Here is a 14,739-nt window from a genome sequence, read left to right on the forward strand (position 1 = left end):
TTGAAGCTATCGCGGGTCAAGCCCGCTCCCACAGGAGGTACGCAAGTCCTTGTGGGAGCGGGCTTGACCCGCGATGAGGCCCTGATAGGCGATAAACGACTCAGACGATGCGAACCCGCAGCGAGCGCCCCTTGATCTTGCCGCTGTTGAGCCGCTGCAGCGCCTGCTTGGCCACGCCGCGTTCCACCGCCACGAAGGCCTGGAAATCGAAGATCGCGATCTTGCCCACCTGGGTGCCCGGGATGCCGGCATCACCGGTCAGCGCACCCAGGATGTCGCCCGGCCGCAGCTTGTCCTTGCGCCCGGCACCGATGCACAGCGTGCTCATGGTCGGCACCAGCGGGCCGCCGGCCTGGGGTTTGAGGCTGTCGATCTGCTCCCAGCGCAGGGGCGCCTTCTGCAGCTGCTCGATGGCCTGGGCGCGGTGCGCTTCGGACGGGGCCACCAGGCTCGCCGCCAGGCCCTTCTCGCCGGCACGCCCGGTGCGGCCCACGCGGTGCACGTGAATTTCAGAGTCCCGCGCCAGCTCCACGTTGATGACCATGTCCAGCGCGTCGATATCCAGCCCGCGCGCGGCCACGTCGGTGGCCACCAGCACCGAGGTGCTGCGGTTGGCGAACAGGGTCAGCACCTGGTCACGGTCGCGCTGCTCCAGGTCGCCATGCAGCGACTCGGCGGCGATGCCCTTGGCCTTGAGGTGATCGACCACTTCCTGGCACTGCTGCTTGGTGAAGCAGAACGCCACGCACGACTGCGGACGAAAGTGCGCCAGCAGGGTAGTCACCGCGTCCATGCGCTGCTCGGGCGAGATCTCGTAGAAGCGCTGCTCGATCTGCGTGTCGGCATGCAGCGACTCGGCCTTGACCTGCTGCGGGTTGCGCATGAATGCGGCCGACAGCTGCTTGATGCCGGCCGGGTAGGTGGCCGAGAACAGCAGGGTCTGGCGACGCTCCGGGGTTTGCCCGAGGATGTCGGCGATGGCGTCGTAGAAGCCCATGTCGAGCATGCGGTCGGCTTCGTCGAGCACCAGGGTGTTGAGCCCGTCGAGCACCAGGGTGCCCTTGCGCAGGTGCTGCTGCACGCGGCCCGGGGTGCCCACGATGATGTGCGCGCCGTGTTCCAGTGAGGCGATCTGCGGGCCCAGGGACACGCCGCCGCACAGGGTCAGGATCTTGATGTTGTCTTCGGAGCGGGCCAGACGGCGCAGCTCCTTGGCCACCTGGTCGGCCAGCTCGCGGGTGGGGCACAGCACCAGGGCCTGGCAGCCGAAGTAGCGCGGGTTGATCGGGTTGAGCAGGCCGATGCCGAACGCGGCGGTCTTGCCGCTGCCGGTCTTGGCCTGGGCGATCAGGTCCATGCCCTTGAGGATCACCGGCAGGCTCTGGGCCTGGATCGGGGTCATCTGGGCGTAGCCGAGGGCGTCCAGGTTGGCCAGCATGGCGGCGGACAGCGGCAAGGTGGCGAATTCGGTGGCAATGGTGGTCACGAGGCGGGCCTGCAAAACAAAATGTCGCGCAGTGTACCAGCCTCGTGGCCATTAGCCCTAAGCCTCGATCTCCGGTTCCGGACGACGGGCACGCCTTCCGTCCGCCCTGGACAGCTGCATGAAGATCGCCGCCGCCAGCATCGACATCAGGCCGATGGTCAGGAAGGTCAGCTGGAACGCGCCCAGCGTGGTCTCCACCCCATCGCCGCTGCCGGCGCCGGTAAAGCCGCCCAGCAGTGCGCCGGCGCAGGCCACACCCAGGCTCAGCGAGAGCTGCGCCACCACCGACAGCAGGCTGTTGCCGCTGCTGGCGCTGGCGTCGTCCAGGTCGATCAGGGTCACGGTATTCATCGCCGTGAACTGCAGCGAGTTCACCGCCCCCAGCAGCCCCAGTTGCACCAGCAGCAGGGCATACGGGGTGTGTTCGTTGACCAGCCCCAGGCTGCACAGCAGCACGCCCAGCAGCAGGGTGTTGCCGGTGAGGATGGTGCGGTAGCCCAGGCGCTCGATCAGCGGCCGGGCGATGGACTTGGCGACCATTGCCGAGGCGGCCAGCGGGATCATGCTCATGCCGGCCTGGGACGGCGAATAGCCCAGCGCCACCTGCAGCAGCAACGGCACCAGAAACGGCAGTGCGCCGCTGCCCAGGCGGGCGAACAGGTTGCCGAGGATGCCCACCGAGAAGGTGCGGGTGCGAAACAGCCGGGGCGAGAACAGCGGGTTGTCGATGCTGCCGGCGCGCAGCCAGTAGGCGGCCAGGCAAGCCATGCCGGCGAACAGCAGCAGCATCACGCGCAGGTGCGGCAGGTGCAGCTCGCCCAGGCCCTCCATGGCGATGGTGATCAGCACCATCGCGGCGCCGAACAGCACAAAGCCCACGCCGTCGAAGCGTGTGCGCTCGGAGCCGCGCAGGTCGGGGATGAACTTCCACACCGCGTAGCAGCCCAGCGCGCCGACCGGCAGGTTGAGCAGGAAGATCCAGTGCCAGCTCAGGTACTCCACCAGCCAGCCGCCCATGGTCGGGCCCAGCAGCGGGCCGAGCAGGCCGGGGATGGTGATGAAACTCATGATGCGCACCAGTTCGGTGCGCGGGTAGGCGCGCAGCACCACCAGGCGCCCCACCGGCAGCATCAGCGCGCCGCCCAGGCCCTGGATCACGCGGGCGCCGACCAGCATGCCGAGGCTGTTGGACAGTGCACACAGCAGCGAGCCGATGCTGAACAGCAGGATCGCGCTGAAGAAGATGCGCTTGGTGCCGAAGCGGTCGGCGATCCAGCCCGAGGCCGGGATCAGCAGGGCCACGGTGAGCATGTAGGCGATGATCACCGACTGCATGCGCAGCGGGTTTTCCGCGAGGTCGCGGGCCATGGCCGGCAGCGCGGTGTTGAGGATGGTGCCGTCCAGCGACTGCATGAAGAAGGCGATGGCCACCACCCAGGGAATCCAGCGGGCGGTGACGGGGTCCAGCGGGGTGCGGTTGGGCATGCTCTATGTCCTTGAGGGCCCCTTCGCGGGCAAGTCGAAGCGTCGAACCGCAGCTCCCACAGGGGCGGCGGTGATCCCTGTGGGAGCGGGCTTGACCCGCGATGGCGGCATCACAATGTCAGCGTCAGGCGTTTGACCAGCGCCCCCGGCAAATGGCTCGAACTGGTCTGGCGCTGTCCGTAGGTGCTGGTCGACAGGATCAGCTCGCGCTCGGTCGTGAGCGCCTCCAGCTGCGGGCCGAGCAGGCTGTATACGCTGTCGTCGAAGCGCATGGTGCTGACCGGCGCCTGGATCTGACCGTCCTCGACCCAGAATGTCGCAAAGCGCGTCAGCCCGGTCATGCGCGCCGCCGGCAGGTCGGAGTAGTTCAGGTACCACAGGTTGCTGATGTACAGCCCCGTACCCAGCCTGGCGAGCACCTCATCCAGCGCCAGCTCGCCGGCGGCCAGGCTCAAGGCGCTCGGCCACTCGTGGGCCTCGGCGCCATTGGCGACCTGCTCGAACTCGGCGGCGCTGCGCGCATTGGTCAGCTGTTCGCGCGCCTGCCCTGCGTCCACCAACTGCACGTCGCTGCGTGGGTAGCCTTCGCCGGAGAACGCCGGGCTCAGCGAGCCGCTGACCTGTTCGGTGATGTTCACCAGCGGGCTCAATGCCGCATCGCCGGCATACAGGCGTTGCAGCGGGCTGTCCTTGCTGGCGATGGCCTGCGCCGAAAAACCGCCCCAGCACAGCATGCCCATTATCTCGTCCATCGCTGCCGGTGCCAGGTAGGCGCGGTACTGGCCGGGGGCGAGGGTCTTGAGTGGACGACCCAGGTACTCCAGCTGCTCGCGGGCCTGGGCCAGGCGCCGGGCGAACGCGGCATTGTCCCACACCTGCCCGGCGTAGTTGGCCTTCACCGCCTGGCCGTTGGCGTGGAACAGGCTGAAGTCGAAATTGAAGCTGTTGGCCTGATGCCAGCCAGAGGCGCCGAACGAACTGGCAAAGCCGCGACTGATCGGCCCGGCGGCATAGATGCCCACCAGGTCCAGCGCGCCGGCGCCGTGTTCGATCTGCTCGAGCACCCGTGCGGTATCCGGCAGCGGGCCGTCCTGTACCTGATGGCTGTGCCAGGCACTGTCGTTGAGCAACAGGTACGGGTCGGCAGGGATCAGTGGCAGGATCTGGCGCAGCTCGGCCAGTGCCTGGTGCAGGCGCTCGCGGTCCAGCGCCGGCTCGCCGCTGAGGGTCAGGTGCAGGTCGGCCTGGCGACCGTCGGCAATCAGCTTCAGGCTCGCACCGGCCTGTTGCACGTCGCCGGCCTGGCGCACCCTGGCATGGTTGAATCGGATGAATTGCGACTGCTCGGCGCTGTAGCTCAGGGTGAACTGTTCGGGGGCGCGCACGTTGTCGCGCAGCCATGCGACCAGGTCCTGGAAGTTGTGCAAAGGGCTGGCGGCCATCAGGCGTCTCCTCCGAATACGTCGATCTGGCTGAACACGCAGGCCGGCGAGGCATGGCCCACGCGCACCACCTGGTTGGGTTCGCCCTTGCCGCAGTTGGGCGTGCCGAGCACCTGGAAGGTACTGGCGTCGCCCACGGCGCTGAGGTTGCGCCAGAAACCGGCGGAAATACCGCGGTAGTTGGGGTTCTTGACCACGCCCTTGAGTTCGCCGTGCTCGATCAACTGGCCCCATTCGCAGCCGAACTGGAACTTGTTGCGCGCATCGTCGATGGACCATGAGCGGTTGGTGCGCATCAGGATGCCGTGCTCGATGCCGCCGATCAGTTGCGCCAGGGACTTGTCGCCCGGCTCGATGTTGAGGTTGGCCATGCGGTCGATCGGTGCGCGGTTCCAGCCGCAGGCGCGGCTGTTGGCCACGCCGTCCAGGCCCGAGCGGAACTGTGACAGCGCACCGCCCAGCGGGCGCACCAGTACACCCTCGCGAATCAGGAACTGCTTGTGGGCCGGGGTGCCGTCGTCATCGTGCGCGTAGCTGGCCAGCTCTTCGGGGATGGCCGGGTCGAAGGTCACGTTGAGCAGTGCCGAGCCGTACTGCAGGTGGCCGAAGTCCTGGGCCTTGATGAAGCTGGTGCCGGCGTAGTTGCGCTCGTCGCCCAGGATGCGGTCCATCTCCAGCGGGTGGCCGATGGACTCGTGGATCTGCAGCATCATCTGGTCGGGCATCAGCAGCAGGTCGCGTACCCCGCTCGGGGTGTTGGGCGCCAGCAGCAGTTGCAGGGCCTGGTCGGCCACCTGGGCCCCGGCACCGAGCAGGCCGCAGCGCTCGATCACATCCACGCCGCCCTGCTGGCCGAAGTTCTCGCGGCCCAGGCTGCGGCTCTGGCTGTCGCTGCCGTCGAAGGCGGTGACGCTCATGCCGGGGAACACGAAGCGTTGCGCCTGGCGCAGTTCGGCGCCGGCACTGTTGAGGTAGATCTGCTCGACCGTGCTCAGGCCCAGGCTGGCCTGCCAGTTCACCAGGCGCGAATCGCCCGGCACGCTGGCCGATTCGCGGGCCAGCAGTTCATAGCAGTCGGCCAGGGCCGGGAAGGTGCTGTTGAGGTTGGGCGAGCAGTAGTCGGCGCGGGCGCTGGACACCGGTTGCTCGCGCAGGTCGAGCAGGGCGTGGCGCGCGATCTGGCGGGCCAGCGCCTCGGCCTGGTCAAGGGCGCGTTGCAGGCCGGCCTGGGACAGGTCGGCGGTGGCCGCGTAGGCCTCCACGCCGTTGACGCGCACGGTGAGCATCGCGCCCTGGTCGCGGGTCAGGCTGGGTGGTTCGGCGATGTTCTTGCGCACCGACAGGTGCTGGTGGGCTTCCTGCACATAGCGCAGGGAGAAAAACTCGGCGCCGCTGTTCAGGCCAGCGAAACGCTGGCGCAGCGGCGCGGTGAAATCGAACATGCGCGAACCTCCGGGTGACGGTGGTTCCCCCTCAGAACCACTCCTCGTGCATGCCCGGGCAGGTGTCGTCGCGGGCCTCGAGCAATGCGAGGTCATTATGGCAGGCCGGTACTTCCCAGGTGAGGAAAAACCGTGCGGCCTGCAACTTGCCCCGATAGAACCCGGTATCGGCCGGGTTGCCGCGGGCCAGGCCCTGTTCGGCGCGAATCGCCTGCTCCAGCCAGCGCCAGCCGATCACGCAGTGACCGAAGGCCTTGAGGTACAGCGCCGAGTTGGCCAGGGCGCTGTTGACCTGGCCTGTGGACAACTCGCCAAGCAGGCCCAGGGTCACGTGCTGCAGGCGGCTGAGCAGTTGTTCCAGCGGTTCGCGCAACGGGTCCAGGCGGGTGTAGGCCTGGGCCTGGGCGCAAGTGCCGGCGATCAGGCGTACCAGCTGCTTGAGGCCGGCGCCACCGTGCTGGGCCAGCTTGCGCCCGAGCAGGTCGAGTGACTGGATGCCGTGGGTGCCTTCGTGGATCGGGTTCAGGCGGTTGTCGCGGTAGTACTGCTCTACCGGGTAATCGCGGGTGTAGCCGTGGCCACCGAGGATCTGGATCGCCAGCTCATTGGCCTTGAGGCAGAACTCGGACGGCCACGATTTGACGATCGGGGTCAGCAGGTCGAGCAGTTGCTGGGCCTGCTGGCGCTCGTCTTCGGTGGCGGCGGTATGGCTGTCGTCGAACAGCCGGGCGGCGTACAGGCCCAGGTCGAAAGCGCCTTCGACGTAGGCCTTCTGGGTCAGCAGCATGCGTTTCACATCGCTGTGCTGGATGATCGGCACGGCGGCGGTGGCGGGGTTCTTGTTGTCGGGCAGGCGGCCTTGCGGGCGCTGGCGGGCGTAGTCCAGCGAGTACAGGTAGCCGGCGTAGCCGAGCATCACCGCGCCCATGCCCACGCCGATGCGCGCCTCGTTCATCATCTGGAACATGCAGGCCAGGCCCTGGTGCGGCTGGCCGATCAGGTAGCCGACGCACTGGCCGTTGTCGCCGAAGTTGAGTGCGGTGGAGGTGGTGCCGCGCCAGCCCATCTTGTGGAACAGGCCGGCGAGCACCACATCGTTGCGCTGGCCCAGGCTGGCGTCCGGGTTGACCAGAAACTTGGGCACGATGAACAGCGAAATGCCCTTTACCCCGGGTGGTGCGTCGGGGAGTTTGGCCAGTACCAGGTGCACGATGTTCTCGGACAGCGTGTGATCGCCCCCGGAGATGAAGATCTTGTTGCCCTTGAGGCGGAAGCTGCCGTCGGCGGCGGGTTCGGCGCGGGTGCGGATATCGGCCAGCGAGCTGCCGGCGTGGGGTTCGGTGAGGGCCATGGTGCCAAAGAAGCGGCCCTCGATCATCGGTTGCAGGAACAGGCGCTTTTGCTCGTCGGTGCCGAAGTTCTCGATCAGGTTGGCGGCGCCCATGGTCAGGAACGGGTAGGCGGTGGTGCTGGCGTTGGCGGCCTGAAAGTGGGCGAAGCAGGCTTGCGAGAGCAGGGTGGGCAACTGCATGCCGCCGGCCTCGAAGTCGCGGTTGGCGTTGAGAAATCCGGCGTCGAGGAAGGCGGCGACGGCAGGTTTGACCTCGGGGATGAGGATGGCCTGGCCGTTCTCGAAGCGTGGCTCGTGCTCGTCGCCCTTGCGGTTGTGCGGGGCGAAGTACTTTTCGGCCAGGGTGCGAGCGGTGTGCAGCGCGGCGTCGAAGGTTTCGCGGCTGTGCTCGGCGAAGCGTGGGCGTTGGGTGAGGGCCTCGGCGTCGAGCACTTCGTAGAGTTCGAAGGCCAGGTTGCGGGCGCTGAGCAGGGTGTCGGACATGGCGGCCATACCTTTGTGGGGATGGGGCCGAGTCTAGGCATGCGGGCGGGAGGTGGACAGGTTAATAGGTGGGGGTGATGAGGGGTCAGAACCGTTGTCAGGTGTGTGTCCGCAAAAAAAATCGCGGGCCAGGCCGGCCCCCACAAGAATCTGCATCGATCCTGTGGGGGCGGGCCTGACCCGCGATTGGCAACGCGTCGGTGGTTAGCCGATGGTCATCAGGCTGGCATTGCCGCCCGCCGCGGCGGTGTTCACGCTCAACGCACGCTCGATCACCAGGCGCTCCAGCGCAATCGCGGTTTCACCCGACGACAAGCCTTGCACACCCACGATCGCACCGGCACGCTTGGCCACCTGCTCGCATACTGCGCGCAGCTGGTCCGAATGGCCGTGATGCAGCACCGCGTCGAACACCACCTCGTCCTTGGCCCAGTCGCTCACCAGCTTGATGCGCGCCTGCACATCCTTCGGCAAGCGCCCACGCAAGGCCTTGCCCGGCTCGCCGTCGACGAACACTGCCGAGCTGCCCACCGCCAGTACCGCTGCCAGTTGAGTCAGCAGATCAGCCTCCGACTCGGCCAGGCACAACACGTGCTCGCGCGGCAGGATGGTGTAGCTGTTGCGCTCGCCGGTCGGGCCGTTGAGCAGGCGGGTGACGCCGCTCTGCGACTGTTGCGCGAACTGCTCGCACAGCTGCGCCAGTTCGGCCTGCTGGTTGCTGCCGGCCCACGCCTTGAGCGATTGCAGCGGCTTGAGCAACTGCTCGCGCAGACGCACGTCCGGGGCAGTACCGGCGTCGCTGCGCTGGAACGACTGCTCGATGGCATCGGCCGGGCGCGTGGACAGCAAACGGTACAGGTACAGCGGGCCACCGGCCTTGGGGCCGGTACCCGACAGGCCTTCACCACCGAACGGCTGCACGCCAACCACGGCGCCGACGATGTTGCGGTTGACGTAGACGTTGCCGGCATGGACGTTGTCGATCACCTTGGCGATGGTCTCGTCGATGCGGGTGTGCACGCCCAGGGTCAGGCCGTAGCCGGATGCATTGATCTGCTCGATCAACTGGTCGAGGTGCTTGCGGTTGTAGCGCACCACGTGCAGGACGGGGCCGAAGATCTCACGCTGCAGTTCGTCGAAGCTTTCCAGCTCGATCAGGGTCGGCATCACGAAGGTGCCGCGCTTGATCTCTTCACCGTCGGCAATGGCCACCTGATACACGTTGCGACCCTTGTCGCGCATGCCCTGGATGTGTTTTTCGATGCCAGCCTTGGCCTCGGCGTCGATCACCGGGCCGATGTCCACGCTCAGGCGCTCCGGGTTGCCCAGGCGGCTTTCGGCCATGGCGCCCTTGAGCATCTCGATCACGCGGTCGGCCGAGTCTTCCTGCAGGCACAGCACGCGCAGGGCCGAGCAACGCTGACCGGCGCTGTCAAAGGCCGAGGAGACCACGTCGATGACCACCTGCTCGGTCAGCGCCGAGGAGTCGACAATCATCGCGTTCTGGCCACCGGTTTCGGCGATCAGCGGGATCGGACGGCCCTGGCTGTCCAGGCGGCCGGCAATGTTGCGTTGCAGCAGGCGCGCCACTTCGGTGGAACCGGTGAACATCACGCCCTTGACCCGGTCATCGCCTACCAGGCGCGCACCGACGGTCTCGCCACGGCCCGGCAGCAGTTGCACCACGCCTTGCGGGATGCCGGCCTCGAGCAGCAGGCGCACGGCCTGGGCGGCCACCAGCGGGGTCTGCTCGGCAGGCTTGGCCAGTACCGGGTTGCCGGCAGCGAGCGCTGCAGCCACCTGGCCACTGAAGATCGCCAGCGGGAAGTTCCACGGGCTGATGCACACCACCGGGCCCAGCGGGCGGTGGGCGTCGTTGCTGAAGTCGTTGCGTGCCTGCACCGCGTAGTAGCGCAGGAAGTCGACCGCTTCGCGCACCTCGGCGATGGCGTTGGCGTAGGTCTTGCCGGCTTCGCGGGCCAGCAGGCCCATCAGCGGCTGGATCTCGCCTTCCATCAGGTCGGCGGCACGTTCCAGGATCGCGGCACGCTCGGCCGGCGGGGTGGCCTGCCAGATCGGTGCGGCGTTGAGTGCGCACTGGATGGCGTTGTCGGCGTCCTCGACGGTGGCTTCCTGCACGTGGCCGACCACGTCACGGTGGTCGGACGGGTTCAGCACCGGTGCGGCAGCTTCGTCGCTGGACGCGCAACCGAGCATCGGCTCGGCCTTCCAGTCGTTGTGCGCGGTGGCCAGCAGGGCGCACGACAGCGAGGCCAGGCGGTGTTCGTTGGCCATGTCGATGCCGCTGGAGTTGGCGCGCTCGGCACCGTACAGGTCACGCGGCAACGGGATGCGCGGGTGCGGCAGGCCGAAGCCGCCTTCCTGGGTGGCCATGCGCTCGATGGTCGCGACCGGGTCGGCCACCAGTTCCTGGATCGAGATCGACTGGTCGGCGATACGGTTGACGAACGAGGTGTTGGCGCCGTTTTCCAGCAGGCGACGCACCAGGTAGGCCAGCAGCGTTTCGTGGGTACCGACCGGGGCGTACACGCGGCACGGACGGTTCAGCTTGCCGTCGGCCACCTTGCCCACCACCTGTTCGTACAGCGGCTCGCCCATGCCGTGCAGGCACTGGAACTCGTACTGGCCTGGGTAGTAGTTCTGCCCGGCGATATGGTAGATGGCCGACAGGGTGTGGGCGTTGTGGGTGGCGAACTGCGGGTAGATGGCTTCGGGCACCGACAGCAGCTTGCGGGCGCAGGCGATGTAGGAGACGTCGGTGTACACCTTGCGGGTGTACACCGGGTAGCCTTCCAGGCCTTCGACCTGGGCGCGCTTGATCTCGCTGTCCCAGTACGCGCCCTTTACCAGGCGGATCATCAGGCGGTGACGGCTGCGGCGTGCCAGGTCGATGACGTAGTCGATCACGTAAGGGCAGCGCTTCTGGTAGGCCTGGATCACGAAGCCGATGCCGTTCCAGCCGCTCAACTGCGGCTCGAAGCACAGGCGCTCGAGCAGGTCCAGCGACAGCTCCAGGCGGTCGGCCTCTTCGGCGTCGATGTTCAGGCCGATGTCGTACTGCTTGGCCAGCAGGGTCAGCGACAGCAGGCGCGGGTACAGCTCGTCCATCACGCGCTCGTACTGGGCGCGGCTGTAGCGCGGGTGCAGGGCCGAGAGCTTGATCGAGATGCCAGGGCCTTCATAGATGCCGCGGCCATGGGAGGCCTTGCCGATGGCGTGGATGGCCTGCTCGTAGGAGGCCAGGTATTTCTGCGCGTCGTGCTCGGTGAGCGCGGCTTCACCGAGCATGTCGTAGGAGTAGCGGAAACCCTTGGCTTCGAACTTGCTGGCATTGGCCAGGGCTTCGGCAATGGTCTCGCCGGTGACGAACTGCTCGCCCATCAGGCGCATGGCCATGTCGACGCCCTTGCGGATCATCGGCTCGCCGCTCTTGCCGATGATGCGGCTGAGCGAGGAGGTGAGGCCGGATTCGTTGTGCGTGGACACCAGTTTGCCGGTCAGCAGCAGGCCCCAGGTGGCGGCGTTGACGAACAGCGACGGGCTGTTGCCCAGGTGCGGCTGCCAGTTGCCGGTGCTGATCTTGTCGCGGATCAGCGCATCGCGGGTGCCCTTGTCGGGGATGCGCAGCAGGGCTTCGGCCAGGCACATCAGCGCCACGCCTTCCTGGGACGACAGCGAGAACTCCTGCAGCAGGCCCTGGACGATGCCGGCGCGGCCGCTGGCGCTCTTCTGGTTGCGCAGCTTTTCGGCAATGCCGGCGGCCAGCTTGTGGGTGGCCTCGGCCATGGGCGCGGGCAGGCGTGCCTGCTCCAGCAGCATCGGCACCACTTCCGGTTCCGGACGACGGTAGGCGGCGGTGATCGAGGCGCGCAGCACCGACTGCGGCAGGATGCTTTCGGCGAACTCGAGGAAGCACTGGTGCGAGTGGTCGGCCTGCACATCGCCGGCGTCGTCGCCCTGATTGCCGGGCTGACCGCTGAGTTCGGTCAGGGTGGCGCCACCCTCGAGCTTCTCCAGGTAGTTGAAGATCGCCTGCTTGATCAACCAGTGCGGGGTGCGGTCGATGGACTGCGCAGCCGTTTTCAGTCGCTCGCGGGTAGGGTCGTCGAGTTTGACCCCAAGGGTGGTCGTCGCCATTTCTTATCCTCATTATTGCCACTGGGCCGTGGCTAAGCTGGCGCCAAGATTAGCCGGGCGCCTTTGTGGGTGCAACCTAGTGCAACCCAAATAATCGCGTTGAGGAGTGCAACTCGTCCGGTGGCTAAAACCCCGCAGCATAAATGGCTGTTCAAGGTGCATTTGCTTATGTAAACGGCGGTTTTTGCTCCCAAATGGAGCAAAAACACGTTGTTATGCGAAATATCCGACCAGGTGCAACTTGACTGAAGAAACTGGTTGCACCTTGTTCGCGTTGTTGCATAGGATTCGCCGCCTGGGTGCAACCGTTAGCGGCTGTCACTACATAAAAACAAACGCCAGGGCGCAACAATGAGTTTTAGCAATCCACTCACGATCACGTTCGTGATCTACATCGCGGCAATGGTGCTGATCGGCTTCATGGCCTATCGCTCCACCAACAACCTTTCCGACTACATCCTCGGTGGCCGCAGCCTCGGCAGCGTGGTGACCGCGCTCTCGGCCGGTGCCTCGGACATGAGCGGCTGGTTGCTGATGGGCCTGCCGGGCGCCATCTACATGTCGGGCCTTTCCGAAGCCTGGATCGCCATCGGCCTGACCGTCGGTGCCTACCTGAACTGGCTGTTCGTGGCCGGCCGCCTGCGCGTGCAGACCGAGCACAACGGCGACGCGCTGACCCTGCCGGACTATTTCGCCAGCCGTTTCGAAGACCACAGCGGCCTGCTGCGCATCATTTCGGCAATCGTGATCCTGGTGTTCTTCACCATCTATTGCGCCTCCGGCATCGTGGCCGGTGCCCGCCTGTTCGAAAGCACCTTCGGCATGTCGTATGAAACGGCGCTGTGGGCCGGTGCTGCTGCCACCATCGCCTACACCTTCGTCGGTGGCTTCCTGGCGGTGAGCTGGACCGATACCGTGCAGGCCACGCTGATGATCTTCGCGCTGATCCTGACCCCGGTGATCGTGCTGATCGCCACCGGCGGCTTCGACACCACCTTCCTGGCCATCGAAGCCCAGGGCGCGGGCAACTTCGACATGTTCAAGGGCGCGACCTTCATCGGCATCATCTCGCTGATGGGCTGGGGCCTGGGCTACTTCGGCCAGCCGCACATCCTGGCGCGCTTCATGGCGGCAGACTCGGTGAAATCGATCGCCAATGCCCGTCGCATCTCCATGACCTGGATGATCCTGTGCCTGGCCGGTACCGTGGCCGTGGGCTTCTTCGGCATCGCCTACTTCTCGGCGCACCCTGAAGTGGCCGGCCCGGTCACCGAGAACCACGAGCGCGTGTTCATCGAACTGGCCAAGATCCTGTTCAACCCGTGGATTGCCGGTGTGCTGCTGTCGGCCATCCTGGCAGCAGTGATGAGTACCCTGAGCTGCCAGCTGCTGGTGTGCTCCAGCGCCCTGACCGAAGACTTCTACAAGACCTTCCTGCGCAAGAACGCCTCGCAGGTCGAGCTGGTATGGGTCGGTCGCCTGATGGTGCTGGCGGTTGCGCTGATCGCCATCGCGCTGGCCGCCAACCCGGACAACCGCGTGCTGGGCCTGGTGGCCTACGCCTGGGCCGGCTTCGGTGCCGCCTTCGGCCCGGTGGTGCTGATTTCGGTACTGTGGAAGGGCATGACCCGCAACGGCGCACTGGCCGGTATCGTGGTGGGCGCGGTGACCGTGATCCTGTGGAAGCAGTTCGACACCATGGGCCTTTACGAAATCATCCCGGGCTTCCTGTTCGCATCGCTGGCGATCTACTTCGTGAGCAAGGCGGGCAGCCCGTCGGCTGCGATGGTCAAGCGTTTCGAAACCGCTGAAGCGGCGTTCCACGCCGACAAGTAACACGGCTGCATCATGCTGTCCGGCAACGGCCCGGCCCCTTCTGGAGGTCGGGCCGTTGTCATTCTGGCGGCTGTCACCTGACGGCGCGGGCCTGACAGGGTAAACTTCCGGGCCTTGCAGGAGTTGCCATGAACTATCGTCACGCCTTTCACGCCGGCAACCACGCCGACGTGTTCAAACACCTCGTATTGACCCGGCTGATTGCGCTGATGTCGCGCAAGGAGCAGCCGTTCGCCTACCTCGACACCCACGCCGGCCTTGGCCTGTATGACCTGCAGGGCGACCAGGCGACCCGCACCGGCGAGTGGGTGGAAGGCATCGGCCGGCTCTGGGGGCGCGACGACCTGCCCGAGGTGACGGCCGATTACCTGCGCATCCTGCGCAAGATGAACCCCGACGGCGAGCTGCGCTACTACCCGGGGTCGCCCGAGCTGGCACGGCGCCTGGCACGCCAGCAGGACCGCGTGCTGCTCAACGAGAAGCACCCCGAAGACGGGCGCCTGCTCAAGGAAAACATGAAGAAGGACCCACGCGTGGCGGTGCACCTGGGCGAGGGCTGGCATGTGCCGAGGGCCTTGCTGCCGGTGCAGGAGAAGCGCGCGGTGATGCTGATCGACCCGCCCTTCGAGCAGGCCGACGAGCTCAAGCGCTGCACGGTGGCGATGAAGGAGACGATTGGCCGCATGCGCCAGACGGTCGCGGCCATCTGGTACCCGATCAAGGACCAGCGCCAGCTGGTGCGTTTCTATCAGGACCTGACCAGCACCGGTGCGCCGAAGCTGCTGCGGGTGGAGCTGTACGTGCACCCGCAGGACAGCCCGCAGGGCTTGAACGGCTCTGGCCTGGCGATCGCCAACCCGCCATGGGGCCTGGAAGAAGAGCTGCGCGCACTGCTGCCGTGGCTGGCCCAGGTGCTGGGGCAGACCCAGGGCAGCTGGCGCATGGACTGGCTGATTGCCGAGTAGGGTGTTGTGAATGTGTTGGCCTATCGCGGGTCAAGCCCGCTCCCACAGAGGCAATGATGTCCTTGTGGGAGCGGGCTTGACCCGCGATGGG

8 protein-coding genes are annotated in these 14,739 nt (G+C 66.5%); 2 read left to right on the forward strand and 6 right to left on the reverse strand.

All coding sequences use genetic code 11. From position 1 onward, the window contains the following. Positions 1–100: 100 nt before the first annotated feature. From dbpA to putA, 6 genes are all read right to left on the reverse strand, one after another. Complete coding sequence (gene dbpA, locus KH389_RS02165) at positions 101–1,438, reverse strand: ATP-dependent RNA helicase DbpA (RefSeq protein WP_229589801.1); 1,338 nt, start codon at positions 1,436–1,438, stop codon at positions 101–103. Positions 1,439–1,543: 105 nt separating this feature from the next. Further along, positions 1,544–2,971 carry a multidrug transporter subunit MdtD gene (mdtD, locus tag KH389_RS02170; protein WP_043863589.1) on the reverse strand — a complete coding sequence of 476 codons (1,428 nt, stop codon included), beginning with the start codon at positions 2,969–2,971 and terminating at the stop codon, positions 1,544–1,546. Between the two features lie 110 nt (positions 2,972–3,081). Continuing rightward, positions 3,082–4,413, reverse strand: a complete 1,332-nt coding sequence (locus KH389_RS02175) for a TldD/PmbA family protein (protein ID WP_213606801.1) — start codon at positions 4,411–4,413, stop codon at positions 3,082–3,084. Then, the gene (locus KH389_RS02180; RefSeq protein WP_196933008.1) at positions 4,413–5,855 is read right to left on the reverse strand and encodes a TldD/PmbA family protein; all 1,443 of its coding nucleotides are present in this window, start codon (positions 5,853–5,855) and stop codon (positions 4,413–4,415) included. Before KH389_RS02180 ends, KH389_RS02175 begins: the two co-directional genes overlap by 1 nt. A 31-nt stretch (positions 5,856–5,886) precedes the next feature. Continuing rightward, complete coding sequence (locus tag KH389_RS02185) at positions 5,887–7,689, reverse strand: acyl-CoA dehydrogenase (protein WP_213606802.1); 1,803 nt, start codon at positions 7,687–7,689, stop codon at positions 5,887–5,889. 204 nt (positions 7,690–7,893) lie between these two features. Next, entirely contained in the window at positions 7,894–11,847 is a 3,954-nt protein-coding gene (gene putA / locus KH389_RS02190) for a trifunctional transcriptional regulator/proline dehydrogenase/L-glutamate gamma-semialdehyde dehydrogenase (RefSeq protein ID WP_054915752.1), read from the reverse strand. 351 nt (positions 11,848–12,198) lie between these two features. On the opposite strand from putA, the gene putP reads away from it, so the two are divergent. Together putP and KH389_RS02200 are read left to right on the forward strand one after the other, a co-directional pair. Next, complete coding sequence (putP, locus tag KH389_RS02195; protein WP_054915751.1) at positions 12,199–13,683, forward strand: sodium/proline symporter PutP; 1,485 nt, start codon at positions 12,199–12,201, stop codon at positions 13,681–13,683. 128 nt (positions 13,684–13,811) lie between these two features. Beyond that, a complete protein-coding gene (locus KH389_RS02200; protein ID WP_196933006.1) occupies positions 13,812–14,648 on the forward strand; it encodes a 23S rRNA (adenine(2030)-N(6))-methyltransferase RlmJ in 837 nt (278 codons plus the stop codon). The last annotated feature ends 91 nt before the right edge of the window (positions 14,649–14,739 follow it).

This window comes from Pseudomonas qingdaonensis (assembly GCF_018398475.1).
Lineage (GTDB): Bacteria > Pseudomonadota > Gammaproteobacteria > Pseudomonadales > Pseudomonadaceae > Aquipseudomonas > Aquipseudomonas palmensis.